At 68.1% G+C, this 26,375-nt stretch carries 22 protein-coding genes and 2 pseudogenes; 6 read left to right on the top strand and 18 right to left on the bottom strand.

The window, feature by feature from the left end; translation table 11 throughout:
* Window positions 1-7: 7 nt before the first annotated feature.
* The 9 genes from ACIRB1_RS34250 to ACIRB1_RS34290 form a co-directional block, all read right to left on the bottom strand.
* A complete protein-coding gene (locus tag ACIRB1_RS34250; protein WP_403468150.1) occupies window positions 8-1,147 on the bottom strand; it encodes a ricin-type beta-trefoil lectin domain protein in 1,140 nt (379 codons plus the stop codon).
* A gap of 414 nt (window positions 1,148-1,561) precedes the next feature.
* On the bottom strand, window positions 1,562-3,160 hold the full coding sequence (locus ACIRB1_RS34255) for an arabinofuranosidase catalytic domain-containing protein (protein ID WP_403468151.1): 1,599 nt from the start codon (window positions 3,158-3,160) through the stop codon (window positions 1,562-1,564).
* Window positions 3,161-4,157: 997 nt separating this feature from the next.
* Complete coding sequence (locus ACIRB1_RS34260; RefSeq protein ID WP_403468152.1) at window positions 4,158-4,562, bottom strand: type II toxin-antitoxin system PemK/MazF family toxin; 405 nt, start codon at window positions 4,560-4,562, stop codon at window positions 4,158-4,160.
* A gap of 162 nt (window positions 4,563-4,724) precedes the next feature.
* The gene (locus tag ACIRB1_RS34265; protein ID WP_403468153.1) at window positions 4,725-5,117 is read right to left on the bottom strand and encodes a hypothetical protein; all 393 of its coding nucleotides are present in this window, start codon (window positions 5,115-5,117) and stop codon (window positions 4,725-4,727) included.
* Window positions 5,118-5,625: 508 nt separating this feature from the next.
* Window positions 5,626-5,748 carry a hypothetical protein gene (locus ACIRB1_RS34270; RefSeq protein WP_403468154.1) on the bottom strand — a complete coding sequence of 41 codons (123 nt, stop codon included), beginning with the start codon at window positions 5,746-5,748 and terminating at the stop codon, window positions 5,626-5,628.
* A gap of 63 nt (window positions 5,749-5,811) precedes the next feature.
* Window positions 5,812-6,732: a LysR family transcriptional regulator gene (locus ACIRB1_RS34275; RefSeq protein ID WP_403468155.1), complete on the bottom strand. Its 921-nt coding sequence runs from the start codon at window positions 6,730-6,732 to the stop codon at window positions 5,812-5,814.
* A 477-nt stretch (window positions 6,733-7,209) separates the two neighbouring features.
* Window positions 7,210-8,118, bottom strand: a complete 909-nt coding sequence (locus ACIRB1_RS34280) for a PDR/VanB family oxidoreductase (RefSeq protein ID WP_403468156.1) — start codon at window positions 8,116-8,118, stop codon at window positions 7,210-7,212.
* 11 nt (window positions 8,119-8,129) lie between these two features.
* The gene (locus tag ACIRB1_RS34285; protein ID WP_403468157.1) at window positions 8,130-8,792 is read right to left on the bottom strand and encodes an MSMEG_1061 family FMN-dependent PPOX-type flavoprotein; all 663 of its coding nucleotides are present in this window, start codon (window positions 8,790-8,792) and stop codon (window positions 8,130-8,132) included.
* Window positions 8,793-9,954: 1,162 nt separating this feature from the next.
* Window positions 9,955-10,077: a hypothetical protein gene (locus ACIRB1_RS34290; protein ID WP_403468158.1), complete on the bottom strand. Its 123-nt coding sequence runs from the start codon at window positions 10,075-10,077 to the stop codon at window positions 9,955-9,957.
* A gap of 171 nt (window positions 10,078-10,248) precedes the next feature.
* Between ACIRB1_RS34290 and ACIRB1_RS34295 the strand changes: the two genes are divergently transcribed.
* Both ACIRB1_RS34295 and ACIRB1_RS34300 read left to right on the top strand, forming a co-directional pair.
* Window positions 10,249-11,056, top strand: a protein-coding gene (locus ACIRB1_RS34295) for an IS5 family transposase (RefSeq protein WP_403468159.1) whose coding sequence is annotated in 2 segments (ribosomal slippage) — window positions 10,249-10,563 and window positions 10,565-11,056 — 807 coding nt in all. Because the reading frame shifts where the segments join, the coding sequence is not laid out codon by codon here.
* A gap of 132 nt (window positions 11,057-11,188) precedes the next feature.
* A complete protein-coding gene (locus ACIRB1_RS34300; protein ID WP_403468160.1) occupies window positions 11,189-11,497 on the top strand; it encodes a putative quinol monooxygenase in 309 nt (102 codons plus the stop codon).
* Between the two features lie 639 nt (window positions 11,498-12,136).
* On the opposite strand, the gene ACIRB1_RS34305 is transcribed toward ACIRB1_RS34300, so the two are convergent.
* Window positions 12,137-12,520 (bottom strand): hypothetical protein, encoded by a 384-nt coding sequence (locus ACIRB1_RS34305; RefSeq protein WP_352182923.1) that lies wholly within the window; start codon window positions 12,518-12,520, stop codon window positions 12,137-12,139.
* A gap of 198 nt (window positions 12,521-12,718) precedes the next feature.
* On the bottom strand, window positions 12,719-13,111 hold the full coding sequence (locus tag ACIRB1_RS34310) for a hypothetical protein (protein WP_403468161.1): 393 nt from the start codon (window positions 13,109-13,111) through the stop codon (window positions 12,719-12,721).
* A 582-nt stretch (window positions 13,112-13,693) separates the two neighbouring features.
* Here ACIRB1_RS34310 and ACIRB1_RS34315 point away from each other — a divergent pair.
* A complete protein-coding gene (locus ACIRB1_RS34315) occupies window positions 13,694-14,635 on the top strand; it encodes a helix-turn-helix domain-containing protein (RefSeq protein WP_403468162.1) in 942 nt (313 codons plus the stop codon).
* Window positions 14,636-15,274: 639 nt separating this feature from the next.
* On the opposite strand, the gene ACIRB1_RS34320 is transcribed toward ACIRB1_RS34315, so the two are convergent.
* A complete protein-coding gene (locus ACIRB1_RS34320) occupies window positions 15,275-15,985 on the bottom strand; it encodes an N-acyl homoserine lactonase family protein (protein WP_403468163.1) in 711 nt (236 codons plus the stop codon).
* A gap of 110 nt (window positions 15,986-16,095) precedes the next feature.
* A pseudogene (locus ACIRB1_RS34325) lies at window positions 16,096-16,834 on the bottom strand (ATP-binding protein).
* Between the two features lie 1,210 nt (window positions 16,835-18,044).
* Between ACIRB1_RS34325 and ACIRB1_RS34330 the strand changes: the two are divergent.
* Entirely contained in the window at window positions 18,045-18,647 is a 603-nt protein-coding gene (locus ACIRB1_RS34330) for a DUF4328 domain-containing protein (protein WP_403468164.1), read from the top strand.
* 445 nt (window positions 18,648-19,092) lie between these two features.
* On the opposite strand, the gene ACIRB1_RS34335 is transcribed toward ACIRB1_RS34330, so the two are convergent.
* From ACIRB1_RS34335 to ACIRB1_RS34355, 5 genes and pseudogenes are all read right to left on the bottom strand, one after another.
* Window positions 19,093-19,440, bottom strand: coding sequence for a hypothetical protein (locus ACIRB1_RS34335; protein WP_403468165.1), 348 nt, complete (start codon window positions 19,438-19,440; stop codon window positions 19,093-19,095).
* A 477-nt stretch (window positions 19,441-19,917) separates the two neighbouring features.
* Window positions 19,918-20,308: pseudogene (locus ACIRB1_RS34340) on the bottom strand (transposase family protein); the annotation flags it as partial.
* 529 nt (window positions 20,309-20,837) lie between these two features.
* Window positions 20,838-21,683: a class II fructose-bisphosphate aldolase gene (locus tag ACIRB1_RS34345; protein WP_352182917.1), complete on the bottom strand. Its 846-nt coding sequence runs from the start codon at window positions 21,681-21,683 to the stop codon at window positions 20,838-20,840.
* Window positions 21,684-21,825: 142 nt separating this feature from the next.
* The gene (locus ACIRB1_RS34350) at window positions 21,826-22,716 is read right to left on the bottom strand and encodes a sugar isomerase (protein WP_352182916.1); all 891 of its coding nucleotides are present in this window, start codon (window positions 22,714-22,716) and stop codon (window positions 21,826-21,828) included.
* A gap of 78 nt (window positions 22,717-22,794) precedes the next feature.
* Window positions 22,795-24,024 carry a Gfo/Idh/MocA family protein gene (locus ACIRB1_RS34355; RefSeq protein ID WP_403468166.1) on the bottom strand — a complete coding sequence of 410 codons (1,230 nt, stop codon included), beginning with the start codon at window positions 24,022-24,024 and terminating at the stop codon, window positions 22,795-22,797.
* Window positions 24,025-24,279: 255 nt separating this feature from the next.
* Between ACIRB1_RS34355 and ACIRB1_RS34360 the strand changes: the two genes are divergently transcribed.
* Together ACIRB1_RS34360 and ACIRB1_RS34365 are read left to right on the top strand one after the other, a co-directional pair.
* Window positions 24,280-25,203 carry a 1-phosphofructokinase family hexose kinase gene (locus ACIRB1_RS34360; RefSeq protein ID WP_403468167.1) on the top strand — a complete coding sequence of 308 codons (924 nt, stop codon included), beginning with the start codon at window positions 24,280-24,282 and terminating at the stop codon, window positions 25,201-25,203.
* A 211-nt stretch (window positions 25,204-25,414) separates the two neighbouring features.
* Entirely contained in the window at window positions 25,415-26,233 is an 819-nt protein-coding gene (locus tag ACIRB1_RS34365) for an endo alpha-1,4 polygalactosaminidase (RefSeq protein WP_403468168.1), read from the top strand.
* The last annotated feature ends 142 nt before the right edge of the window (window positions 26,234-26,375 follow it).

Genomic DNA, 26,375 nt, shown 5'->3' on the forward strand with positions numbered 1-26,375 from the left:
ACTGGGCCTAGATGACGGGCAGCGCGGTCCACTGCTGGTTGGCGCCGCCGTTGCAGTCCCACAGGACCAGTTGCGTTCCGTCGGTGGTGGACGAGCCGGGGTCGTCGAGGCAGCGGCCGGAAGCAGGGTTGCGGTAGCCGCCGTTGTACGCCTGCCATTGCTGGTTGCCGCCGCCGTTGCAGTCCCAGATCTCGATCTTCGTGCCGTTGGCGGTACCGCGGCCCGTTGCGTCGAGGCACTTGCCGAGCGCCCGCAGGGTGCCGTCGGAGAGCGCGGACCACCGCTGTCCGGTGGAGCCGTTGCATGCCGCGATGTCCGCGGCGGTCCCGTTGACGGTGTTGCCGTTGTCGACGTCGAGGCACTTGCCCGCGATGCCGGAGCGCACCTCACCGCCCGCCGATGCCGGCGGCCTGATCCAGCCGGCCGCGTCCGCAGCCTGGACCCCGGCGTTGAAGGCGTCCGCCATCTTGCGGAAGCCGTTGTCGTTGGGGTGCAGTGCGTCGGAGAGATCCGCGGTGGTCAGAGCGTTCATGTCCACCAGGCGTACGTGTTTGCCGGCGGCCTGCTCGGCCTGCACGATTCCGGGGAGCTTGGCGTTGAACGCGGGACGGACGGCCTCCTCGGTACCGCTGGTGGAGACGATCACGGTGCCGACGAGGACGGTCGCGTCGGGGGCGTCTCGGGTGATCTGGTCGATGAGCGCGCGGAGCCGGTCGGGGGCTGTCGGGACCTGGTAGCCGCCGTTCAGGTCATTGGTGCCGATCTCCAGGGTGACCACGTTGGGGCGGTAACCAGCCAGCACGGCGTCGGCGATGCCGGCGATCTGGTCGATCCGCCAGCCGGAGTGGCCTTCGTTGTCCGGGTCGGACATGGTGCCGTTGCGGCCCGAGCCGACGAAGTCCAGAGCATGCCCCTCGGCCGACAGCTGGTCCGCCAGGAAACCGCGGTAGCTGTTCCCGGACGGGCTGCCAACACCCCAGGTGATCGAGTCGCCCAACGGCATCAGCCGCAGGGGGGCGGGCGCGGCGGCGGCGCCTTCGGCGGAGGGCTGCGCTCCGGTGACGGTGGCGGATGCCGCGGGTGTTGCCGCGCCGATGGCGAGCGCTGCCGTCAGCGCGGCGGCAAGGGATACCAAGCACTTCTTCATGAGCGTTCCTCACTGGTGCGGGACAGTGGGTGGGGAGAACGAGCACACGAATCGAGCGGTCAGCGGGGATCAAGTCCCGGTGGGTGCCGGCTGCGCTCCCGCAGGACCATGGGTGCACCTGTCGGCCGGGCTGCGGGCGCCGCCGTAGACGCCCAGGCTCTTGCGGCCTCCGTAGCGGGAGCCGAAGACCAGCGGCACGGACGACCAGTAGGTCCCACCGGACGGACCACGGCGTCCGAATCGGCCGACAGCCGGTGCGCGGGGCCGCGCCTGGTCGATCCCGGCGACCGGCTGCTCGGCGGTGACGTTCCGCCAGGCGCTACACCCAGGGCCCACCCGGGGGCCGGTGTCCGCATCCCGTGACGAGTGGCCCGCGGCCGGTGGTGGGCCGGCCGCAGACCGGAGCCCTTCAGATCAGTTGAGGCTCCAACGCTGGTTGGAGCCGCCGTTGCACGGCCAGAGTTCTGCCAAGGCGCCGTTGGCAGTGGAAGCGCCGGTGACGTCGAGGCACAGCCCGGACTGGACACCGGTGACGGTACCGTCCGCGTTCACCTGCCACTGCTGGTTGGCACCCCCGTTGCACGGCCAGGTCACCACCTTGGTGCCGGCGGACGTCTGGTTGTCGTACGCGTCCAGACACATCTGGCTGCTGCCGCTGTAGACGGTCAGCTGGCCCGAGGAGGTGCGGGTCCACGTCTGGTTGGCGGCGCCGCTGCAGTCCCAGATCTGCAGTTGTGTACCGGCCGTGGTGGAGGAGTTCGGCACGTCCAGGCATTTGCCTGCTCCCACCGCGTGCAGTGCGCCGGTACTCGTTCCGCCCCCTGCGGAGTTGCCGTACCCGACCGCGGTGATGTTGGCCTGGACCGCGTTCTCGGTGGCGTCCGACGGGTAGCCAGACGTCATCACGCCTTCGTAGAAGGTGCCTTGGGCACCCTTGCTGTTGTCGCCGCCCGTGCCCAGGATGATGGCGCCCTGCTTGCGCATCGGGTTGTATCCCGAAACGTTGGGACGTACTCCGTCGTAGAACGTGGACAGGCCGCCTGACTGCGCGTTGCCACCACGGACCGCCCAGTGGTTCGGGCCACCCTTGATGATGGCGGTCGTGTAGCGGTAGTTGATAGTGGGGTCGTTGGCGTTGTAGTGCTGGTTCACCCCGGAGAAGAGCCCGTTCTCCAGGTCGGCCATGATCCACGGACCGTTGCCCGAACCGTAGCCCCACACCTTGATGTTGCCGAAGTAGATGGCCTCCATCGTGCCGTTGCCGTCGTCGTTGCTGTCCGTCTCGGCGTTGCCGTAGTCGAAGCAGCAGCCGCCGTTGTAGTGCGTGCCGTCGAAGATCGCGTACATGCCCTCGGCGTTGTCCCCGGTGGCGATCCCGTTCGTGTGGTTGTTCCGGTAACCCGTACCGGGTGCCACGAAGACGCCGTAGGCCTTGTGTCCGCCCACCGTGGTGGGCGCGGCGGTTGCGTTCGCGAGGTTGTCGGGGCCGCCCGCCGCACCGCCGCCGGGTGCCTGGGTGAGGTTGTTGCTGCGGCCGGACTGGTCGTAGATGACCGTGATCAGGCAGGACGTCCCCGAGCAGAACGAGTCCTGGGCGGCGGCGTCGGCGTACCCGCCCGCGCTCAAAACCCCGATGTCACGGGTGGAGTTGTCGGAGGCGCGCCGGACCTGGTACAGCGGCCCGTTGTACGAGGCGTACAGCGCTCGTGTGGTGCTGTGCGCCGCCACACAGGGCGTGCCGCCTGCCGCGTAGATGTCACAGGGTCCGGACGTGGCGGCCCGAGCTGTGCCGGCCGTGGCCGTCGCGCCGGCGAGAGCGCCGACGACGAGCGCGGCTGCGGACCCCGCCCGGGCGAACGTCTTCCACCGGGAACGGGCCGAGCCCGCCGACGGAGGGAGATGTGTCCGAGGCGACGCGTTTCGGGGCGTGCCGCGGTGGCGTACCGCCGCGAGTAACCGCTCGACGCTGTCGCGCCTGGGCAGCAGACGGCGTCTTGTACGTGTGGTTCCCATCTGGACTCCCTACCGTGCCGGTGCAACCCGGTCGGGTTGCGGTGGTGGCGGTGACACATGCCGAAGCACCTCAACATGCCGTTGTGCGGTGGGATTGCCGGGACACATCGGGGATGACGGCGTGAAAGGTCTCGCAGGGTGGCAAGGGTGGGGAGACCCTTCCTGCGGTGCTTGGTGCGGAATCGATTCGACTGCTGATTGCCGCGGTTCGCAAGCTCTTGGGAAGCACGAAAAGTTGCGATGGAACGGGCCCGGACCGCGGCCCGACCTCCTGCCGCCATGGCGCTGGGGCCCCGCGAGTGCCGCCGACGGCCGGCCACCGAACCTACGGATGACCCCTTATCAGGTCACTGAACAGGGATGTCTCCGACTGCACCCGGATGACGGAGCACCGGAGCGAAGGCCACCCGCCGAAGCAGATCCCCCTGGACGAGGATGGGCACCGTTTGCGCTTCGCAGTACGCGACTGGCCTGCGCAACGCCGGACGTAACCTCCCGTCGAACCGCTTGCGTCGAATCGGTTCGCCCGGAGCTCGTAACGTCGTGAGACGGGAAACGGGCCCGCACCCCCACCCCGATGAAGGGGAGATCGCACTTTCTGCCGCTGTCCGAAACTGTGCGACTTCTCCGTCGTCTGTTGCTGGGCCGCCGCGCATTTCAACGGTCAGCCACAGGCTCCGTGCGACATAAACATCTTCCGGGACCACCCGAGGTGCATCCCGGCGAGCCGTCCGCCCGTCGCGTGGGATGTGCGGCCTCGGCTGTCGCCATCTTCAGGGGGCCACCGGACATGTACTCGTGCGATGCCTGCCGCGCGGTATCAGGATGCGCGCGTCTCCTGCTCGCCGTCGATGCGTACGCGGCGGCAGCGCGGCTGGATCTCGCGCCTCCCCACCAGCAAGCAAGGACACGTCAAGCGCTGAGAGGGGTGAGGTGGTGGAGGTACTCAGAGGGGCCGGCCGTCGGCCCTCGACAAGGTCGTGCTGGGCAGCGTCCGCTACTCAAGTCCACCGAGACGGCGGGCATCCTTGATCTCGCGGAGCCTGGCAGCCGTCATCGGGGTCCACTCCCTCATCTGGCCAGCGGTATGGAGGGCGGCCCCAACCTCGCTGAGCTTCGCGGATGACAACACGCCCGCTCGCTCGATCAGGTCGTCCCGGGCGACAGTCGTCAGCCACGTGCAAGGAGTAAAGCCTGGGCGCTGGAACGCGAACCGCAACACGCCTTCGAAGGGCAGCCCTTCCCGGGCACCGATCGCCACCTCAACGCCCAGGTCGCTGATGTCGACGCCCGCCGGAGCAACGACCTGCATGACCTTGAAGCCGGATGACTCGTCGTCCGACAACAGCACAACCGGGCGTCGCTCGTCGAAGTCGACCCACCAGACTTCCCCGCGTTGCATGTGTCCTCCTGGTACGAGTCGGCGGGCGGATGCTGCATGCCCGAGCGGGACACCGGATGCGGCCCCGTCTCCGCACGTCGTGACCAAGGGGGTGGTGAAGACGGGTACGGCCACCGGTGGTCATCAGCGTGTGAAGACTGAAAATCATGCGGTATCCGGGGGTCACAGCGTAGACCGTGCCCACCGACGGGAGGCGTTCGAGGTCGTGATGCGCCGGATATCAGGCCGGTTCGCGCTGAAGAGCAATGCCTCCGATCCGACGCTGATCTCCACCCAGGACTCGTCCACGCTGCCCGGGATGGGTGATGCCAGATCGAACAGCACGGACCAGCGGCCCATCTCGAGGTAGGCGGCTCCGTCGTCGGTCAGGTGAAGGCGGCGCCGCATGGTCACTCGGTTGGCTTCCTGCCGCAGTTCCGGCTCGGTGACAGCGGCAGCGGCAGGCCGGGTGTTCTGACCCCAGTGGATGTCCTCGTCGACGGTCCATTCGATGAGGTGCCGGCCGTCGGCTTCCTGCGGGGTCTGCGGCAGTCTCTCTGTGCGGACGAACATCACCTCATCATCCGTGACGTCACGTCCCGGGACCGCGGAGTTGTTAGGTGACCGAGGGGAAGCGGCGGTGAGCCAGTCCCGGTGGGCGCCCGCGAGGTCGTCGTAGCGGCGTGTGCCGCATTCGATGCAGGAGATCAGGGCCGGCCGGACGCCGAAGTGCTCGGCGACGGTGGTCAGGGTGATGTTCTTGGCCTGGCGTGCCGACCGCAGGTCGGAGATGTCCGGGACGCTGACCAGTGTGGTGAGGTAGCGGAAGATCTAGCGGGCGGTCGAGCACTTGAGGAGGCGGATGATCTCCTCCTTCGTGCGTACGGCGACGGTCTGCCGGGCGACACAGTCGCGGGTGCGTGCGTCGCTGGCATGCGGACGAGAGCGATGCGGGAAAGGGCGGCGTTGGCTCCACGGTCACCGCCGCGGGAATTCGGCCGGGGTGCCGCAGCAACAGCCGCGCCAGACAGTACGGTGGGTCTGACGGCCCCCGGCGCGGCGGCGGCCTATTTGGTCCGGCGGCTCACTTCGTTTCCCCTGCGGCGCGGTCCCAGGTGGCGTCGCGCGGCAGGCGCAGTCCGTTGAGACCGTCGATGACGTACTGGGCCTCAAGTTCCAGTCGAGGTACGCGTACCCACCTCGTCATCGGCGCTCCGCAATGAGCAAGGAAAGTAGCGACAAGTGTTAACGCCCAGGAGCAGCCACCGAGTCACCTCTCACCGGTGTTATTGACGGTGCTGGTCATGATGTGGCGGGTGCGTTCGCGCAACAACTGATGTGTGCGGTCGTGGTGGTTACGGGGGTGCCATGCCATGCCGATGGTCAGGTGCGGAAGTGTCAGAGGGATTGGGAAGGTTCGCAGGTCGAGCGTGTCCAACATCGGCCGTGCCAGCCCTGCCGGTGCCACGCTGACGACATCGGTCTGACGAGCCAGGAACAGTGCGGTCGCGACACTGGGGACTACGGCGACCACGCGGCGACTCAGGCCCAGCTCGGCGAGCTGTTCGTCGATCGGGCCGTGGGCTCGGCCTCGCCGCGACACGACGATGTGATCGGCCTCAGCGAAGTGTCGCGGTGTGACTGTCTTCTCCTCCGCCAGTGGATGGTCCGGCCGTACGACGCCGATCAGAGTCTCCGTGAGGAGTGTCTCCGAGTGGATCTCAGGATCATGTGGGCGCACAATCCCGATCTCCACATCGACCAGCCCTTCGCGGAGGGCCGGGGTGTCCTCGATGGCCTCCGGCCGCAAGCGCAGCGAGATGCCGGGCGCCTGGGCCCGTAGATCATCGAGGAGGGGCGGGATGAAGGTGGTGGAGAGCATGTCGTTGACCTGTAGGTCGAACGTGCACACAGCGGTGCTGGGATCGGCGGTGCTGGACGGTCCGAACAGCGCTCGTGCCCGGAGGGCGACCGCGTGGACCTCTCCGCGCAGTTCCAGCGCGCGGGGTGTGGGTACGAGGTTACGCCCGGCACGTACAAGGAGCGGGTCGCCGAACGCGCGGCGCAACCGGGTCAGGGTTCGACTCATTGCAGGTGGCGAGGTGTGCAGGCGTTCCGCGGCCTTCGTCACGCTGTTTTCGGCGAGGAGCGCGTCCAACGCCTCGATCAAGCTCAGAGAGGGGTGGTCCATTCCTGGATTATCACTGTCGAAACGTCTCTCCATGACGACGACTACCTCAGCCTGAGCCGCGACCACTGCGGGCAAGCGATCACACGCACAGAAGTCCCCGACCGGGAGCATTGCTCGGCAGAGTCGAGCAGCGGGAACGGGACCGACAAGGGCACTCGTCCGACCGCATCACCGCCGCACACGCCCCTGCCGATCGCAAAACACCGCAGGCGACTGACCCGCGGGATACATCGCCAAGACCGACTGCCCGACACCTGCCGCGCCATCGCCGGCCTCGTCTCCGACCGCGCCGCCAGCATCTGAAGGTCGCCGTGAGCAGCGCCAACACACCTCACCCGCGTTCACACACCAACTCGCTGGTTGCCAAGGGCGCATGGACGGTCATGGGACATCCCCTCCAGGGATGGTCGGCGACCATGATGTTCGACTGTGCACCGTGATGCGAGGGGACGGCTGTGAGTCACCAGTTCGTCAGGTTCAGAGGTTGATGGTGAGGGTGGGTGACAACGCCCGTGAGACGCAGCAGTACATACGGCCCGAAGGTGGGCCGATGTTGTCGCGGTGTTCCGGCTCCCCGTCGACGAGCATGATCTCGCAGCTGCCGCAGAGGCCCTCACGGCACCCGGACGGTATGCGGAATCCCGCGTAGTTCAACACGTCCAGCATGGAGTCCTCAGCACCGACCTGGACGGTCCGTGCTGATCGGGCGCAGTGCACCTCAAAGGGCGCGTTGGGCGCGAACTCCCTGACGGCCGGCTGGAAACGCTCAAATCGCAGCCGCTCAGCTGGGAAGACTGTCGCGACCTCTTCGAGCATCGTCGTCGGGCCGCAGCAGTACACGAGCGCCTCAGGACCCAATGCCGCCGCTTCCGTGGCAAGGTCGGGCCTGCCTTGCGTATCGCTGGTGTGGATGCGCAACCGGCTCCCGTGCGCGGCTCGCAGGTCGTCGACGAACGGCATGGTGGACAGGGACCTGCCCGCGTACAGGAGCTTCGCCGTGGCTCCCATCTCGACCGCTGCCGTCAGCATCGGCAGGAGGGGGGTGATGCCGATCCCGCCGGCGATAAACAGGTACTCCGGCGCGGACAGCAGGGGAAAGTTGTTGCGGGGCACCGAGACGTCGAGAGTGTGGCCGCTATTGAGGAACAGGTGGATGTACTCGGAGCCGCCTCGGCTGAGCCGGTCGTGACGGACGGCGACACGATAGGTGTCGCGGTCGGTTGGGTCCCCGCACAACGAGTACTGCCGGGTCAGCCAGTTGGGCAGGGCCAGGTCGATGTGGGCGCCCGGTTCCCACGAGGCCAACGGGCCGTCAATGCCGCGCAGGAGGAGTGAGACCACTCCTTCTGCGACCGGCTCCACCCTTTCGAGTAGCGTTCGTTGCATGGTGGGCCGCCTCAGTACAGATGCCGGTAGTCGTTTTTGAGCATTTCGTCCAGCACCGTCGGATCGGCGTCGACGCCCATCTGGTCGCGGGCGATCTCACCCATCGACGGCAGTTCCTCGGCCAGGGCTTGAGCGGCTGGATCCCAAAGCCGGGAGCGGATCAGCGCACGTCCGCAGTGGAAGAAGGCCTCGATCACGTCTACGACGATCGCCAGCGCGGCGTCTTTCCCCTCGGTCCGCATCCGGGCAAGCACGTCGGGTTCGTCGGTGGGGTAGGCACGGCCGTTGATGCGAAGCACCTCCCGCATTCCGGGGACGACGAACATCAGCCCAATCCCGTCGTTCCCCGCGAGGTTGCGGAACGAGTCGGCGAGGTTGTTGCCTGGCCGGTCGGGAATGGCAAGCGTGCGCTCGTCGAGGACTTTCACGAATCCCGGATAGTCGCCGCGCGGCGAGCTGTCGGGTAGCCCCGTGGCGTCCGATGTCGCCATGGACAGGAAGGGCGAATGGGCGATGAAACGGCGGCAGTGTTGGTCGAGACGGTCGTGTATCTTGCGTTTGATCAAGTCTTCTGGTTCTCCGATCCGCGCGCGGACTTCCGCATAGGAGATCCGGCGCGGGCGGATGCCGGGGGCCGCATGGCCGAGTGTGATGTGTCGGTCGTGAGCAATCATTCGGGATGCTTCCTGTTCGGCTTTTCTAAATACCGCAGCCGTGACTCGGATTTGTCGGCGACGTCGAGTGGGCGTGTCAACGTGGTGTCCTTCACCTAGGTGAGCGTCCACCCCAGGGGGCAGCCCTGAGGAACTAAAAGCGCACGTCGAGGGGCATGCTCAGCTCCGCATTCCAGCCCCTGATCATCAGGATCGAACTCCAGGGTCTCGAGCAGCGGCCCGGCTGGATCGTGGAGGTACATCTCTCGGGCGAGCCGAGACTTCACACCTACTCACCGATGCCGAGATCATCGAATATCACAGCGCGTTCGACCAAAGTCTGAGCAAGGCCCCTGCGACGCGGATCTTTTGCGCGCACACACCGATCTCCCTCTCCAACCCGGCAGGGCCCAGCGCAAGCGCCCCGTCGACCTTCCCGCGATGCCGCCGCAGATCAGGACCGCACACAGCACCATCCGCACCTGGCTGTGCGGTCGAACAAGCACGTGCCTTCGACCTTAGAGAAGTGGAGCCGATTCACACCAGTGCAATCTTGATACAGACTCATTCCGACTCTGATAATCCAAGGAGCGTCGCGTCTACCTAAATCCACCCAAGGCGCTGGAGGGGCGGGACCCGCACTCCGAGCGACGTGCGCCGCGACGTCCCTCCGCTGCCGATATACGCCAGGCAAGGCGCCTTGAAATGCATCGCTAGGATTTCGCCGCCTTCGCCCTGCGCCTCTGCTCAGTGTCTTTTCCGGAGATCGCGAGCGCGTCGATGCATGAAAGCAGGGCCTCTTGGTGGTTCAGGGGCGCGATCCCAACCGAGTGGGACGTCTCGCCGACTCACAGTGGACTATCGGGAACCGGCTGCACTCAATCCGCGGCACCGCCTTTCACAAGGGGCACCTCAAAGATCCGCACCGGTCGAGGGCAGGAGAACATAACAACCCTGCGCAAACAGGCACATCAACGCGCTCCGGAAGGACGGCCACACCAACATCCCGGCTGCCGTCTGCCACGTCTCCCGCGCCAGCATGAGAAGGCACCGCAGGCGAAGAAGCACCGAAACATCCAACGACCCGAAAACTCATGCAGCCCGCCTTACGTGCCGCACATGCGGCGGCGCCCCTTCCCAAGCCTGCCCGGGATCTCCCGAGAGTGCGGTTGGCCATGAAGGCTCACTCGTACGCAACGGACCGCGCGAGGTACAGGTCAAGGGCGTAGCGGAGGCCGGTATGGCCCAGTAACCGCACCGACCTGCGCACCGCCGACGCCGAGGTCGTCGTCGAGGAGGTCGTCATCGACGGACAACTCACCTCCAGCTGCGGCCCCCGACGACTCCCGGCCTTCTGCGCGACCGTCGCCGAACGGTTCGCCAAAACCCCGCAGCCCTCCTAAGAGCTCGTAACACGATCTTGTAGAGGTGTCCTGGTCAGGCGTGACCGATGTGATGATTCAGCCGTTCGTGATGTGTGAGCACTCGGCCGTGGATCGTGGACGACGACTTGTGGGCGTTGGTCGAGCCGTTGCTGCCGCCCTGGCCGCAGAAGACGCCGGGCCCGCGGCCGGTGGACGACCGGCTGTGTCTGCAGGGGATCCTGTACGTGCTCCACAACGACATAGCCTGGCAACTCCTTCCGCTGGAGCTGGGCTTCGGCTCGGGTCAGACCTGCCGGCGCAGGCTGGAGCGGTGGCAGCAGGCCGGGGTCTTCGACCAGCTGCACCGCATTCTGCTGGCCGAACTGAACGCGGCAGGCGAACTCGACTGGTCCCGCGCGTGCGTGGACGGCTCCCACATCCGCGCGAAAAAGGGGAGCCGACACCGGTCCGTCCCCGGTCGACCGGCGGAAGACAGGCAGCAAACACCATCTGATCTGCGACGGACGCGGCACCCCGCTCAAGGGCATCACCACCGCTGCCAACGTCAACGACGTCACCCAGACCCTCGCTCTCGTCGACAGTGTCCCGCCCGTGGCCGGACGGCCCGGCCGTCCGCGCCGGCGCCCGGACTCTCTCCTCGGCGACAAGGGCTACGACTCCAACCCCAACAGGCACGAGCTGCGCAAACGGCGGATCCTGCCGGTCATCTCGCGCAAGGGCGCCCCGAACATCAAGGGCCTGGGCAAACTCCGCTACGTCGTCGAGCAGACCTTCGCCCTGCTTCATCAGTTCAAGCGCCTCGCTGTCCGCTGGGAACGCCGAACCGAACTCCACGACGCCTTCATCTCGCTGGCCTGCAGCCTCATCTGCTGGAGACGCCTCAAGAAGGCCCGACCATGATCGTGTTACGAGCTCTAAGGTCCTGACATCGATGGCGTATCTACTCCATGGTGGCGGCGAGCACGCCGTCCGACTTGCCCACGCCGCAGACCGCCCGGGGCTGGGCTGAGAACCAAAAGGAAAGGACACATCATGACCCGTGACGTGAGCGTCGCACTGCTGGTACGCATCGAAGCTATACCAGGACGGGAGCAGGACGTTGCCGACTTCCTGCGCCAGGGGCTCTCGCTCGTCCAGCAGGAGCCCGAGACCGTACGCTGGTTCGGCATTCGCTTCGGACCCTCCTCGTTCGGCGTCTTTGACGCCTTCCCGGACGAGTCCGGCCGCCAAGCACACCTCAACGGCAAGGTTGCGCAAGCCCTTCAGAAGAACACCGGCACGCTGTTCGAGCAGCCCACCATCGAGCAGATCGAAGTGCTCGTCGAGAACGGGCCGGAGTGAGTTCCGGACCTGAATTCGACCCCATCTCGACGGGCCCGTAGCGCAGTACGCACAGCACAGCTTGCAACTCGGCCTGGACTGCGAGTCCGGCACGGATCTCTCCCATGTGGTCGTGCTCCGCGCGAACGGCGATGCGTAGCTGCTCGGCGATCGCTTGACTGTCGAGTCCCTCCGCCAGCAGCGCCAAGTTGAGTGCTCGAATCGGCGCTGTCGGGGCGTAGGGCGGGGTCCTTGGCCAGAAGGCGGCCGACCAGCCGCTCCACCACGACGGGAGCGTCCGGGTGCATGGTGCGCAGCAGAGCGGGCGGCTCTTTGAGGTACTGGTTGATCGGTTGCCAGGACATGCCGGTGAAGGGCCGGTGACCGCTTCGAAGGGCACGCATCGGAGCGCCTACAGGCCGGAGCGGTGGTCCACAATGCCCCGGGCAGCACGGGGGCGCCTTCTAGGCCCGGGTACCGATCAGGACGCCGGTGGCAAGCGCCCCGCCAGAAGTGCCGCAGATGTGGCCCGGCCGCGCGGGATCTCAACGCCGTACGCCCGGCTGGGAGTTACCCAGCCGGGCGTCGGCGGTCAGGGACGTCGGGTACGGAACCGGCGCGACACGCCGGCCGGACTTCGTGGCCCCCGAGCGGGAGTGCCTAGCACTCCGGCAGGACCTGCTGGTCGTGGTGCCAGCCCCAGGAGTCGAGGTTCACGTCGCTGACGTACACGCCCCCGTTGCCGGTGTCGTCATCGGTCAGCAACCAGATGTCGTCGTAGTGACCGTTGTTGGAGTACCAGGTGCCGTGGACCCAGCAGTAGAAGTAGCTGGTGCCGGCGTACAAGGTGCCCGCGTGCGACGAGGTGTACGGGTCGGGAGTCCAGTGGGTCCACTGGTCGATGACGGTGGTCAGGTTGTAGGTGGAGGCGGATGCGGGCGTGTGCGGCGCCTTCGGTGCCGCCACCGCTTGAGAGCCGGAGGCCAGGAGTCCCGCCGTGGCCAGAACCGCGAGCACAGCGGATGTGAAAGGACGTGGACGCATGAATTTTCTCCCCTTGTGTGTGCCGCCGGGTGGTGCCGTGGCGGCCGTTCGCACCGGGTGGTCGATCCCGGTGAACTCAGCACGGGTCCCGTCAGGAGGGACCGCGTGACGTTCTCGAAGCCTGTCGGAACGTGCCGCCAGGCCGAGCAAGTACGTGAGCAGGTACGTGAGTGATCCGGGCGGTGCGTGGGTGGCTCGTCAGCACTGGGCGCCGGGTGGCAGGCCTGCGTACTTGCCGCCTTCGAAGTAGACGGCGCTGACATAGCCGTCGGCGAAGACGATCCAGATGTTGCTGGTGATCCCGCGGGCGTACACCGTCTCACCCAAGACCCAGCAGTAGGCCTCGTATGCCCTGCCCCCGATGAGCGTGGCCACGTAAGTGCCTTTGTTCCGGGGGAGGTTGACGACGTCGGCGTCCTCGTACGGCGTGACGGCGTACCCTGCCGCGACGCTCGTCGGCAGCGGCGCTGTCGCGGTCACCGGCCCGGCGATTGTGGCCGTCTGGGCATGGCCGACGCCGGTGGTGGCGGCGAGCAGGCCCGCTGTGGCGAAGAGGCCGACGAGTGCGGAGCGTACAGCGTGCTTGTTCATCAACTTCCCTTCCGGTGCTCGCAGGCATCGGGCCGGCTCCGACCCGCCCGGGCACTGGGCCGGGGCTTCGTGCGGTGCGCGTGCAAGTGCAAGTACGTGGTCAAGTCCGGTGTGCCTGCCGGCGCCCTGGTGTGAGCGTGGACGACGCGGAGTCCGGAACGGCTTACGGATTTGGCCCACGGTCGGGCAGGTCCTGGTCTTCCGCACCGACCAATGGAACACTTGTACGAAGTAGCAAACGTGGCGAAGGAGCATGAAAGTGATCGAACCTATCAGCGACTCCGGCGCGGACACGAGCGGTCCGACCGCATCCCTGATGCAGACCCTCAGTCGGCACGCATGTCCACGGCCTCTCGTCGATGTCGGTCCGTCCACGCGTAGCAAGGCACGCGCGCCTTCTCCAGCGAGCTGTGCACGACGAATCCCCCCTGCGGAACCGTGCTGTGCCTCGCTCATTGACGACCGTAGGCGCACGCCGCGATGCAAGGGCACCATCGCGCGCACCATGGGTCACCAGTTCGCGCACCGTGCGCCTCGCGGGAGTCAGGGGCTTGTTCCCTCGGGGGCCGGGGGTGGACGGGCATGACACACCGTGAGGATTCCGGTTCCCGCTCGGCCCGATTACGAGGAACCGAGTCGTTCGAGACGGTCGCCTCAGCCTTGTTCGCTCCGCTACGGGTGAGCGATCCCGGGCCCCAGGAATTCGATGCCGTGGTCGACCACACCGCCATCGGCCCCGTGGTCGTCGCCCGTATCCAGGCCACCGCCGCAACGGTGACTCGGGACAACCGCAGCATCACCTCCACCGACGTGGAATGGATGCACTTCAACCTCCACCACCACGGCCCTCTCACCGCAGCCCAGGACGACCGGACCGCGACCGTGAAACCCGGCGAACTGTACGCGTGTGACAACACCCGGCCCTACCGGCTCATCGGTACCGACCCCAGCGACATGACCGTGCTCTGCATCCCTCGGGCGAGTCTGGGCAGGCACGCGGACTCCGTAAGCCGGCGGACGGCACTGCCCATCCCCACCCAGGACGGGATCGGCGGTCTCCTCGACCACGCGCTGTCCGCGGTCGATGACAGCCTCCCCCAACACAGCGCGGCACGTACGCATTTGGCCGACGCCCTCATCGCGCTCCTCCTCGCCGCTTTCGCCGACACCACGCCCGAGCGGATCTCCATCGCCAGCGATCTCACCGACCGCATCCGCGCCTACGCACTGGCCCACCTCGACGACCCCTGCCTCAGCGCGGAACACGTCGCTCGCCGGCACCACGTTTCCGTCCGGCACCTGCACACCCTCTTCAAGGACAGCGACCTCACCTTCGCCGCCTGGATCCGGCATGAACGTCTGCTACGAATCCGTAGAGATCTCCTCGATCCCTCCTCCGCGCACATTCCCGCGGCCGCGATCGCGGCACAGTGGGGAATCCACGACCCCAAACACCTCGGCCGGGCCCTGAAACGAGAGTTCGGCACCACCGTCAGCGACCTGCGCCGCGAGCAGAAGAACTGAACGGCCGTGCTCCTGCGGCGAGGTGGCGGCCGTACGGAAGGTCCCTCGCAGGAGCAAGACGATCACGAATGCCGCGACGCGAATCCGGCCCGACGCGATCCGCATCCTGCTGGATCTGCTCCTGGCGGGAAGGCGCATGCCCCTGGTGTCGCTCGCTCCCCCGTCGGGCGAACACGCGTGCCGGGGCGGACAGGCGCCGTTCCCCGTCGCCTACCCGCCTCTCGACAATCCGGCTGCGCCGCGCACAGCCCGGAACCCGCATCGACTCCCCTACAATCACCCCCGTAGCAGCGGAACTTGGGCGTCACAGTGTGTGATGCTGACCAGGGAAAACGGGTGAGGGGCGAGTGCCCTTGGCGGACCGCTACCACTTGTGAAACTCCCGCACCCGAATGAGGAAATGGACGCCGAGCGCCCCCGCCGGATGGAACCACGCCTTCTCCGGTCTCACCGGCTACAAGTATGGTAATTCATCGACATATAGCACCAGTTGAGTCAGAGGGTGCGTAGGGATGCTCGATTTTTTGGCTTTGTAGGTGGAAAAGACACCGCTTCGGATGGGCAGCCGACATTCGCCGGCGTCGACGATGAACGTTATCGCCCACTAGGGCGATGCTGCTTGGAGTCGTCTGACCTTTCCTAGAAGGTGCTCTGCGACGGTTCCCAGACCGAGCAGTCGTGGGCGAAGAGAACGCGTCGTGGGTCGAAGTCGGCGAGTCGGTCCAGCCAGGGCTGGTAGGCGGGAAGCGGCTGCTCCACTCCGTGAAGTGCCGCTTGGCGGGCCAGGTGGTCGGATGCGAAGTGGGAGGCGAAGTCGTGTGCCTGGCCGGCGAGGACCACTGTGCCGTCGGCTTGCCGGAGGACCAGTGACTGATGCCCTCGGGTGTGCCCCGGTGTCGGAATGATCCAGACGCCCGGCCAGATTTCAGTCTCACCGTCAAGTTCCTCGTAGGACGCGGTGGGGAAGTCGATCAGTTCGTCGAAGGTGTAGTCGCCGTTGCGGGCAGTGGCCAGCTCGACGTCCTGGACCAGGATGGGCTTGCCGCCCAGGAGAGGGTTCCCACCGCAGTGGTCGAAGTGAAGGTGGCAGTTCGCGACGAGGGAGACGTCGTCAAGAGCGACTCCGGCTGCGGAAAGGGCATCCTCCAGGGCCCGGCGTCGGGGCCGGTAATGGGCTTCGGTCTCGGGGTCTGCCTTGCCGATGCCGGTGTCGAAGAGGATCAGCCCGTGATCGTGCTGCACCAGGTAGGCGAGCACAGGTTCCACCCGCGGCTGCGGGCCGCCGGTCTCCGAAGCGGGCCGGATGAAATATCCCAGATCGAGCCGGCGCACTGCCATATTCATCCCCATGCCGCCAGCCTGGCAGGTTCAGGTGCTCCGGTCGGCCAGTCTGCCGACAGCAGAACCACCACCGATGTCATCCGTCCTCGGCCGCAAGGCGTGCGAATCACATACCGGGTTCAGCCTGCGACGGAGTCCTGAGCAGCGGCACGGGCCTGGGTGATGGCGAGGCAATACGATTCGGTGCCGGTTCGGAGCAGGTTGCCGCCGAAGGTCAGCCGGTCGACGATGGCCGCGCAGAACCTCGGGCCGGTGAAGGTCTTGGTCCAGCCGCTGAAACCCTCGTTCGAGGCGATGGCGGCGCTGTTCTTCTCCTCGCGCCCCGTCAGAACTTGGAACAGTAGCTGAGGGCCACTGCGGTCCAGTTCCAGGTAGCCCAATTCCTCGGTGCACAAAAGATCGACACGCCCGCGGCCGTGGCGGGAGATGGTCTTGGTCAGCGCCTTGTCGTCCGCGGCCTCGACCAGCGCGTTGACGAGCCTGGTCGCGAGCGTGTGCCTGACCCGGTAGCAGGCCATCGCGGCTTCGGTGGCCAGCGCGATCAGCAGGTGCGCCTTGCAGGTGCCCGAGTCGTCGAGCCGATCAGGCAGAGCGGCACGCACTTCTTACCCCAGTCGCAGCTCGCCAGGGTATGGATGACCGCCGGATCGACGGTGGGGTTCGCGTCGATGTCGAACGCGCGCACGGGCTTCTCCCTGCGGAAGGCGGCGGTCTTGATCCGACGCCCCGATCGGCGGCGGGCCCGGTCGTCGCACTCCGCCATCAGCGGTTCCGGGAGGAACCCGCGATACGACATCTGATCCCGAGCCGCGGCCTCGGCCAGCTCAGGGAACTGGGCCCGGAGGACAGCCGGAGCATCCGGCATGCCTGGTCAGCCGCAGCATCGGCGGCCCGTTCGGTCAGCCCGCGGCGGCGCTTGGCATTGCGGCAACTCTTCCTCGGCAGGGAAACGGCCGACCGCCTCGGTCGCAACAGCTGGTCGTAGGCCCCGACCGGCGGCAGTGTCCGGATGTCCGCCGGCAGGTGGGCCAGGCGGCGCTCGGTCAGGAACGTCACGGCGGCCTCGCCAGGCTCCGGCGCGGCCGGCGGGGCCGGTGCGTCGTCAGCTTCGGCCGCCTTGCGAACTGCCAGCGCGATGGCAACCGAGCTCGGCGCCCCGGCCCGCAGCGCGGCGGCGAGCCCGGCCACCAGGTGCTCGTGGGGAAGACGCCGGCCCCAGCAGCAGGACCTCGATCAACGGCCGGGTGCCGTCGCGGCCGCCGTGCGCCTTGCAGGCCGCCGCCCAGCACACGTCGTGGACGGGGGCTGAACTCGCCTGCCAAGCGGGCCTGTTCCTGCGCGGTCGCGCCGGGGAGCGCACCGGGCTTGCGTTCCAGCATCCTCGAATACGGCGACAGAACCGTGGACCAAGACGATGCCGAGGTCACTGCCGAAACCCGCCACGTCAGAGTCCACCCTTGGGTTCCCGCCGAACCCACGGTTTCGCCCAGCTGACACACACGGACTGACCCGCGTGTTCCCACCGAACCGACGTCGGTTTCCCTGAACCCGCGGGTCCGCGGGTTCAGGGATTGGTAGGCGCGCATGGTCAGGAGTCAGGTATTCGCCAGAGGTGTCGGTCAATCGTCACCGTGCGTCGGTGCTCTTCGGCATGATGATTGCTATGGACACCGAAATACTGGTAGACGTCTGGCAACGGCTTCTCGCCGATCCTGACAAGTCATGGGTGCTGTTCGAGCATGGCACTTGCGTCGTGCTGACCGCTCCAGATGGGGAACTTAGCGACGGTGATCGCCAGGGGCATATCGGCTCCACGCCTTGTACCCGTGGGTCCACATCGAGAGTGATGGCCGTGGCATGGTTTCGCGGGGTGGCGCCTGGGCGGGGACTGCCTTACGGACATCGGCGTGCTGCCCGCAGCAGGTTCCTGTGCACTTACGGTCATCTGCCGTCGTGCACCCCACGACCGAGGGCCCGAAAGTCGTCCGCGCGCCGCGAGTAGGCCCTATGATCACTCCGCCGCAGCGTCCGCTGCGGCCGCACACGCCTCCGAGACAGGCCGAGGACCATGACGAGCACCGCCCGCAAAGCTCCCTGGATCCTTGCCCGCTCCGCGCAGGCGGCGATAGCGGCCGCCGCCGTGGCGGACGTGTTCCGCGCGGCGGCAGTCCGGGATGAGTACCTGCACCACACGGATGCGTCCCTGCACAGGTCGGGCTTCATCTCCATGGTCTTCTTCTATCTGATTGATACTGCGATCGTGCTGTTCCTCGTGTGGCTGGCCCGGTCCCGGCACAACGCCCAGGAGCTGTCTCCCGAGGCCCCGCTCCCGAGCCGGGGCTGGACGATCGGCGCGTGGTTCATACCGGTGGTCAACTTCTTTGTCCCGCGCCAGATCGTCCTCGCTATCGGACGGGCCGGCTCCGCGTCATGGGAGCAGAAGCGAGACACGATGTTGGTGAACCTGTGGTGGATCGCCTTCATCACGCACGCGTTGGTACTCGTGGTGGGGGGCCGGCTGGCTCCAGGGTCGATGGCCTTCCTCGTCGTGGCGGAGGCGCTCATGCTGGCGGCGGCCGTGCTGGTGGGGCTCGTCATCCAGCGCATCACGGCGTTGCAGAGCGCCGCGCTCGGTGCCACCATCGCCGTCGCACCTCTCGCCCAGGCGTGAGGCAGTTCCCCCGATGCACTCCCCCACAGCAACGTAATTTGCTGCGCGCGTGACCGGCAGGTCCCCGGCCACTGTTCTCCGCACAAGCTGTCCGAGGCTTGCTGAAAAAACGAGAACGGCTCCTGAACTGCAACGCTAGGACTTGTCTCGGCTCCAGTCAGCCGCGTGGAAGGCAGCACCTCTCAGGTGAGGAAGAGCATCGGCTTGTACCCGCGTGTCCGCGCCTAGGGCGGTGTCAGTGGGGTGGTCGCGCACGCCAGGGCGGTGCTGCTGGTCGGGACATTCCCCAAGTCCGGCCTGGACCATGCGGTATCAACAAACTGCTCGGCTACCGCTACCGCTGCCTGCAAGCCGGAACGCTCTACGACCCCGATCATGCATTCGTCAGCCCAGTCACCACCGTCGCCTGACGATCCGCAGCACAACCGGGACCGCGTCAAGGGGGTCAGCCAACCCACGAACTGGGGAGGTCTGCGCGGATCATCTCAAGAGACGCGGCTGTGTGACCGCGCGCATGAATCCAGCAGTGATCCTGCACGCCGTCCCGGCGCAGCAACCGGCCAGGAGCCGCATACCACCGCACGGGCGAGTCCTCTTCGCTCGCCCACATCGGATGCTCAGGCAGGTCGATGCGGGCGTAGCGAGCCATGAGGCTGGGCACCAGCGCGTCTGGCAGCTCGCAGGCGTCGTACATGCTGCCGACCGCGAAGAGTGATTCGCTCAGCACCAACTCGACCCACGCCAGCGACATCCGATCGAGGAACGGAATCCAACCCTGGTGCGACTCCACCACCACGGGAGGGTCGTCCTGCTCGATCTCGGTGAGGGGAATTGCCCATGACGCACAGTCCTGGTTCTCCCGGCAAAAACCAGGACTCCGCCGAGGGCGTCGTCGACATAGAGCCCGGCCGGCCGGACCAAGGGGTCCTGCTGTCGGGTCAAGTCGTCTCGTCGGCCCAACAGCGCGTATCCCTCGCGCAGGGCTGCGGGGAGTTCGAAGCCGAGAACACTCTCCGCGGCTGTCAGTTCGTCCGCGGCACAACCATCCTCGGACCGCAGAGGACGGCCGGTCCACTCAGCGCTGAACCAGCGCACAAAGTCCCAGGCATGCGAACGGCCGGTCACCCCGCCCCTCAGCGCCACCAACACATCAGGACCCTTCACCATGCCCAGGACGCTACCGCCTCACCCGACGGTCAATGGCACGGGAGCAACGCTCACCTCGGGTCGGCCAACCAGCTCGACACGACGCGCCAGCGACATGGGAGGTCTCCGCCTGTTCGGCAATGCCCCGGTCGCGGGGCGGCACAAGGGAGCCGTCCATGATCAGCGCTGCGTCCTTCACGAAGCGTTGGCGTGACGTGAGTGAGCGCTTCGGACCCAGGGGTCGATGATGCGACTGGCCGCAGACCTCGACACACCGAACAATGGCGCCAGTTGTCGTAACGTCAGGTTGGGTTGCCGTATGCGGTGACCAGCAGCACACGGTCTGTCAGCGGCAGCTTCCAGGACCGACCGCGACCCGACACGTCGGCTCCCTCCCTGCACGTCCGGGTCACCAACTTGCCCTAGGTGCACGGGCTCAGCGCCAAGAACGGGGTCATCCAGAACAGCTCGGCGGCCCCTCTGAAGCGCCCCTCGTCAGCCAGGACGCTCGCCAGGCGATCGCTTTCGCCGACCTCGGCCAACTCCTCGCAGGCAACGCGCCCTTCCGTTCTGCGCCTGAGGGCGAACTGCGCAGTGTAGGCGTTCAGGGCATTGCGCGACTGCTCCGCCCGGTTCGGCGCCCCGGCCTCCGTCCTCGCGAGCAGCCCAGGACGCCGCCTTGGCGTGTGCGAGGTCCACCTTAGGATCCCAGCTCTCGTAGTACAGCGCGAGCACGGCGTCGACCACCTTCGGCATGTACGCCTTCGGGCTCACCCCTGTCAGAACCCGGTACGCGTCGGCCGGTTCGGCCCGACTCGGTCGGCTGGACCCCAGCAACAGCGCACGGGCCGGAATCACCGCGTCGTGATCGATCGTCACCACTCCCCCGTGTCTTCGGATGACGCACGAAGGAGATTCTGGGAGGGGTTCACTGACCGGACAAGCGTCGCGAACAGTGCCCTCCGTTCCACGGCACACGGCGTTGACCAGTCGTGATGTACATGTACATGTACATGCCTTCTCCTACTGTGAACGGCCTTGTCTTCAGGGCGAGTCAGAGGTGGTCAGTGCCATGAGGCAGTCGGAGACCGCATCCGTCATGGCATCCCGGGCCGGGCCCAGATAGCGGCGCGGATCGACCACCTCCGGGTCCTGGGCCAGGGTCGCCCGGACGGCCCGGGTGAAGGAGACGTTGAGCAGTGTCCCGATGTTGATCTTCGTCATGCCGTGTTTCACGGCGGCCCGCAGCGCCGTGTGCGGCACACCCGACGAGCCGTGCAGTACCAGCGGCACGGGCACCTCTTCGCTGATCCGCTCGATCAGTTGGAGGTCGAGCGCGGCGGTCCGGGAGACCATCGCATGGCTGCTGCCCACGGCGACGGCCAGGGCGTCGACGCCGGTCTCGGCGACGAAGCGGGCCGCGTCGGCGGGGTCGGTACGCACCCCTGGGGTGTGCGCCGAGCCTTTCCCGCCGATCTCGCCCAACTCCGCTTCCACAAACAGGCCTTGGCTGTGTGCCCAACGGGCCGCCTCGCGGGTCGCGGCGATGTTCTCCTCGTCCGGCAGCCTGGAGGAGTCGAACATCACCGAACTGGCCCCGCACTCGGCGGTCCGGTGCAACAGGGCCATGTCCTCGACGTGGTCGAGGTGCAGGGCGAGCCGCATCTCTCCACCGCGGGCGGCGGCGGTCGCGGCGGCGGCAAGGGGCATGACGTCGCCCCCGTTGTGGCGTACGGCGTTCTGGCTGATCTGGATGATCGCCGGCCTGCCGGTGCGCCGCGCGGCGTCGGCGACGGCCTGGACGTGCTCCAAGGTGATGACGTTGAAGGCGGCTATCCCGGAACCCGACGCGTGGGCTTCGGCGATCAGGTCCGCGCTGCGGCAGAGCATGACGTCCTTTCGGGGTGGTCAGAAGGAGGGGTCCCGGAGGGCCGCGCGGGAGCTTTGTGCACCGGGTGGTTCGGTGACTTGGCGGCGTGCGAGCAGGCCTGCGCCTTTCTCGCCGGGCGCGCGGTGACGCCCTCTGCGCGGGTCAGGAGGCGGGGCGGTCCAGGATCACGGAGCGCGTCAGCGCGCGCGGGCGGTCGGGGTCCAGTCCCTTGCGGACGGCGGCGGCCTCCGCGAGCCGCTGTACGCGCACCAAGTCGGCCTGCGGATCCTCGGGATGGTTCACGAACAGCGCGCCGGTGGGCTCTACGTCCGTTCGCAGCCCGGCCTCGTCCGGGCCGAAGTGCCACACCAGCCGGCCTGGCGCGGCGATCGCGATCGGGCCGTGGCGGTACTCCAGGGACGGGTAGGACTCCGTCCAGCTCTGGGTGGCCTCGCGCATCTTCAGGGATGCCTCGCGCGCGATGCCGTGCGCCCAGCCGCGGCCGAGGAAGGTGATCTGATCGGCGGTCACCCAGTCCTCGGGCAGGGGCGCGTCGAGTGCCGTGCGCGCGGCCTCCGCCAGCGGCTCCACCGGTTCGCCCAGTCCTGCGCGCAGGGCGGTGAGTGCGGTGGTCGCGAAGACGGTCTGTACGACGGACTTCTCATCGGCGAAGGACAGGTCGAGGACGTGGTCGGCGACGTCGACGATCGGTGTGGAGGTGTCGGCGGTCAGGGCGAGCGCGGGGTAGCGGCCGCGCCGCCGGTCGAGCAGTTCGAGGATCTCGGTGGTGGTGCCGGAACGGGAGATCGCGACCAGCCGGTCGTAGGTGCGCTCGTGCGGGAACTCGGAGGCCGCGAAGTGGTCCGTCTCGCCCAGGCCGCGGGCCTCGCGCAGGACGGCGTAGGCCTCGGCCATGAACCAGGAGGTGCCGCAGCCGACGACGGCGACCCGCTCGCCCGGCCGGGGCAGCAGATCCGCGGACCCGGTCGCCGCGGTCGCGGCCTTGAGCCAGGCCTGGGGCTGGCGGGCGATCTCCTCGCCTATGAACGACATGCTGGTGCTCCTCGGTGTGCGCGAGGGCGCGCCTCGGCGCCCTTGGGTGGCAGGGGTGGCATGGGTGGATGGCTGGGGTCAGGGGGTTCGGGCGGCCGGGCCGCGTGAACCGGGCTGGTGGCGGGCGAAGTAGTCGGCGAGGTCCGGGGCGAGGGCGGGCACCTCGACGGGGGTGCCGCCCGAGCGCAGGGAGACGGTGGCCGCGATGCCCGTGGCGACCGCTTCCCGGGCGGCGACGGGCGAGGTGTCGGTGGCGGCGCCGTGCGCGACGAAGCGCAGGAACTCATCGACGAGTGCCTGGTCCGCGCCGCCGTGCGCGGCGTCCGTGCTCTCGGCTCCGAGGGTGCGGTCGGCCTCGGGGCGGTAGCCGGAGCGGCGCCGGTTCCAGACCTTGACGACCGGCGGGTCTCCCTCGATGCCGTCGCCGAGGTTCTCGATGCGGCCCTCGTCGCCGATGACGGTGTAGTTGCGCCAGTAGTCGGGGGTGAAGTGGCACTGCTGGTAGCTGGTGAGGACGCCGTTGTCGAGGCGGGTCAGCACCATGCTGATGTCCTCGACGTCGACGACCGGGTTGAGGTCGCGCAGGTGGGACGGCGGCCAGACACCCTCGTCGAACCAGTCCTGTACCCGTCGCGAGTCCTGAGGTGCGGAGCGCCGGTGCGTGTCGGCGCCGTAGACCGCTAGATCGCCCAGGGCGGTGACGGTACGGGCGCTGCCGCCGGCCAGCCAGTGGATGGCGTCCAGGTCGTGGGCGCCTTTCTGGAGCAACAGGCCCGTGGTGCGGGCTCGTTCGGCGTGCCAGTCCTTGAAGTAGTAGTCGCCGCCGTGGCCGACGAAGTGGCGGCACCACACGGCTCGTACGGTCCCGATGGCACCCTCGGTCACGAGACGGCGCATGGTGCGCAGGACCGGCAGATGCCGCAGGTTGTGGCCGACGTAGAGGCGGGTGCGGGTGCGGGCGGCGGTGGCCAGCACCCGGTCGCAGTCGTCGAGGGTGATGGCCAGCGGTTTTTCGGCGAACACGGCGACGCCCGCTTCGAGGAAGAACAGCGCGGGCGCGGTGTGCAGGTCGTCGGGGGTCAGGACGAAGACGGCGTCGAGGTCGTCGGCGAGCATGTCCTCGTAGCGCTCGTGGAGCCGTACTCCGGGGCCGAACAGCGTGCGGGCGTCGGCGCGTCCGCGCTCGGCCGGGTCGGCGCAGGAGACCACCCGGGCCGTTCCGGGCCGGTCGGCGAGGGTGGCCAGTCCGGCGCGCTGGCCGACGCCGACCACTCCCAGGCGTAGTTCGGGCGGCGGCTGGTCGGTCATACGGGTTCCCTTCGTCTTCGTCGCGGCAGGGAAGAAGCCGCTCGGCGCCGCGACGGCGCGGCGGCCGGAGGGCCGTGGGTTGGTCGGGCCCGGGCGGTGGGCTGACGTCAGGGCAGGTCGTCGGACCGGAACCGGGCTCCGGGTCCCGCCGTGACGCCCATGACAATAGATGCTTGAAACTGCTCTATCAATGCTTCTATCGAGCAACTTCGAGCATTCTGACTACGATTCCGGCCACCCATCCAAGGAGCAGCAGTGATCCTCACCGTCACCCTCAATGCCGCCCTCGACATCACCCACCGCGTCGAACGGCTCCGTCCTCACGCGAGCAACCGCGTCTCCTCCGTCACCCAGCGGGCCGGCGGAAAGGGGGTCAATGTGGCCCGGGTCCTGTGCGCCCTCGGCGAGCGGACCGCCGTCACCGGACTCGCCGGGGGCCCGACCGGCGCCGCAGTGCGCGCCGACCTCGCCGCCGCAGGCATCGCCGACCACCTCGTCCCGATCGGCGGGGAAAGCCGTCGTACCGTCGCGGTCGTCGACGACCGCGACACCACGATCCTGCTGGAGCCAGGACCCCGGGTGACCTCCGCCGAGTGGGCGCGGTTCACTCTCCGGTACCGCGAACTGCTGGGCGGCGCACGGGCCGTCGTCCTCTCCGGCAGCCTGCCGCCGGGCGTACCCGCGGACGCCTACGGCGTGCTCGTCGCCCTGGCCCGCGCCGCGGGCGTGCCCGCCCTGCTGGACGCGGACGGCGAGGCCCTGCTGGCGGCGCTCGCCGAGGGTCCCGACATCGTCAAGCCGAACATCCACGAACTCGCCGCGGTCACCGGTGACGACGACCCGGCGGTGGGCGCGGCCGCTCTGACGGCCGCGGGCGCCCGGGCGGTGGTCGTATCGCTCGGCCCCGACGGGTTGCTCGCCCACACCCCGGACGGCGTGTGGCGGGCCCGGCCGCCCGCTCCCGTCGCCGGCAACCCCACGGGCGCGGGGGACGCGGCGGTCGCCGCCCTCGCCCTCGGGCTGACCGCCATACATGCCTGGCCGGAGCGGCTCGTGGCGGCCGTGGCGCTGTCGGCCGCCGCCGTGGCAGCGCCGCTCGCCGGAGACTTCGACCCCGCGGTCCACCGCGCCCTGCTCGGCACGGTTACCGTCAACTCCGTTCCGCCGTCCGGCATTTGACGCCCCGCACATCTCGCCCCACGGGACCCGACGCGCTCGTTGACATCCGCTCCGGCGATCGCTTTACTCCCGGACTACGCAGGAGCCCCGCTCCGCGCCAGAGGTACGCCCAGCCGGTATGCAGGCCCCGCGCCGCGAGCCCGGCCCGAGTCGCCAGGACGCCCCACGCGTCCGAGGCGGGGACGTGCCCACCTCCCATGGAGCTCGATACATGAGCCACCTGATGAACACCACCCCCCGGAAGGTCGTCGGCACAGCCGTCGGCGTCGCCGCCCTCGCGGGCGCGCTGCTCGCGCAGGCGAACCCGTCGCAGGCCGCGGCCGTGACCCTGCCCCCCACCCACGTCGGCTTCGACTACCAGATCGGAGGCGCCTACACCCCGCCGTCCGGCGTCAAGGTCGTCACCCGCGACCACGACGCCTCGTCGGCGGCCGGGCTGTACAACATCTGCTACGTGAACGCGTTCCAGGCTCAGCTCGGCGCCGAGGGCGACTGGGCCTCGGACCTGCTGCTGCGCGACTCCGCGGGCAAGGTCGTCTACGACGAGGACTGGGGCGAGGCGCTCCTCGACGTCGGCACCGACGCCAAGCGCAAGCGGATCGCCGACAAGATCGGGGCCCTGATCGACAGTTGCCACACGAAGGGCTTCCAGGCGGTCGAACCGGACAACTACGACAGCTACACGCGCTCGGGGAACCGCCTGACCGCGAACAACGCGCAGGCGTTCATCAAGCTGCTGTCCGCCCGCGCCCACGCCGACGGACTGGCCATCGCCCAGAAGAACACCGCCGAGCTGGCCTCGAACCGCACCGCCAACGGTCTGGACTTCGCGGTGGCGGAGGAGTGCGGCACGTACAACGAGTGCGGCGACTACACCAGCGCCTTCGGCGCCAACGTCATCGTGATCGAGTACACCGACTCGGGCCGTTCGAAGGCGTGCCGGTCGTGGGGCAGCACGCTGAGCATCGTCCAGCGTGACGTCGACGTCTCCCCCGCCGGCAGCAGCGGGTACGTCCGCAAGACCTGCTGACCGGGCGCTCCCGGATCCCCATAGGTCCGTGGGGGGGGGGGCGGGCCCCCCCCCCCCCCCGCCCCCCCCCCCGGGGCCCCCCCCGGCCCCCCCCGCCCCGCCCCCCCACCCGCGTGTGGTGGGGGTTTTACCCCCCAACCCC

The sequence above is a fragment of the Streptomyces sp. NPDC096013 genome (assembly GCF_044763565.1).
In the GTDB taxonomy this organism is placed as follows: domain Bacteria; phylum Actinomycetota; class Actinomycetes; order Streptomycetales; family Streptomycetaceae; genus Streptomyces.

Bases quoted from the DNA above. Each gene is read 5' to 3' on its own strand.
- ACIRB1_RS34250 (WP_403468150.1), bottom strand. From the start codon at position 1,147: ATGAAGAAGTGCTTGGTATCCCTTGCCGCCGCGCTGACGGCAGCGCTC.
- ACIRB1_RS34255 (WP_403468151.1), bottom strand. From the start codon at position 3,160: ATGGGAACCACACGTACAAGACGCCGTCTGCTGCCCAGGCGCGACAGC.
- ACIRB1_RS34260 (WP_403468152.1), bottom strand. From the start codon at position 4,562: ATGCAACGCGGGGAAGTCTGGTGGGTCGACTTCGACGAGCGACGCCCG.
- ACIRB1_RS34270 (WP_403468154.1), bottom strand. From the start codon at position 5,748: ATGACGAGGTGGGTACGCGTACCTCGACTGGAACTTGAGGCCCAGTAC.
- ACIRB1_RS34275 (WP_403468155.1), bottom strand. From the start codon at position 6,732: ATGGACCACCCCTCTCTGAGCTTGATCGAGGCGTTGGACGCGCTCCTC.
- ACIRB1_RS34280 (WP_403468156.1), bottom strand. From the start codon at position 8,118: ATGCAACGAACGCTACTCGAAAGGGTGGAGCCGGTCGCAGAAGGAGTG.
- ACIRB1_RS34285 (WP_403468157.1), bottom strand. From the start codon at position 8,792: ATGATTGCTCACGACCGACACATCACACTCGGCCATGCGGCCCCCGGC.
- ACIRB1_RS34290 (WP_403468158.1), bottom strand. From the start codon at position 10,077: ATGACGACCTCCTCGACGACGACCTCGGCGTCGGCGGTGCGCAGGTCG.
- ACIRB1_RS34300 (WP_403468160.1), top strand. From the start codon at position 11,189: ATGACCCGTGACGTGAGCGTCGCACTGCTGGTACGCATCGAAGCTATA.
- ACIRB1_RS34305 (WP_352182923.1), bottom strand. From the start codon at position 12,520: ATGCGTCCACGTCCTTTCACATCCGCTGTGCTCGCGGTTCTGGCCACG.
- ACIRB1_RS34310 (WP_403468161.1), bottom strand. From the start codon at position 13,111: ATGAACAAGCACGCTGTACGCTCCGCACTCGTCGGCCTCTTCGCCACA.
- ACIRB1_RS34315 (WP_403468162.1), top strand. From the start codon at position 13,694: ATGACACACCGTGAGGATTCCGGTTCCCGCTCGGCCCGATTACGAGGA.
- ACIRB1_RS34320 (WP_403468163.1), bottom strand. From the start codon at position 15,985: ATGGGGATGAATATGGCAGTGCGCCGGCTCGATCTGGGATATTTCATC.
- ACIRB1_RS34330 (WP_403468164.1), top strand. From the start codon at position 18,045: ATGACGAGCACCGCCCGCAAAGCTCCCTGGATCCTTGCCCGCTCCGCG.
- ACIRB1_RS34345 (WP_352182917.1), bottom strand. From the start codon at position 21,683: ATGCTCTGCCGCAGCGCGGACCTGATCGCCGAAGCCCACGCGTCGGGT.
- ACIRB1_RS34350 (WP_352182916.1), bottom strand. From the start codon at position 22,716: ATGTCGTTCATAGGCGAGGAGATCGCCCGCCAGCCCCAGGCCTGGCTC.
- ACIRB1_RS34355 (WP_403468166.1), bottom strand. From the start codon at position 24,024: ATGACCGACCAGCCGCCGCCCGAACTACGCCTGGGAGTGGTCGGCGTC.
- ACIRB1_RS34365 (WP_403468168.1), top strand. From the start codon at position 25,415: ATGAGCCACCTGATGAACACCACCCCCCGGAAGGTCGTCGGCACAGCC.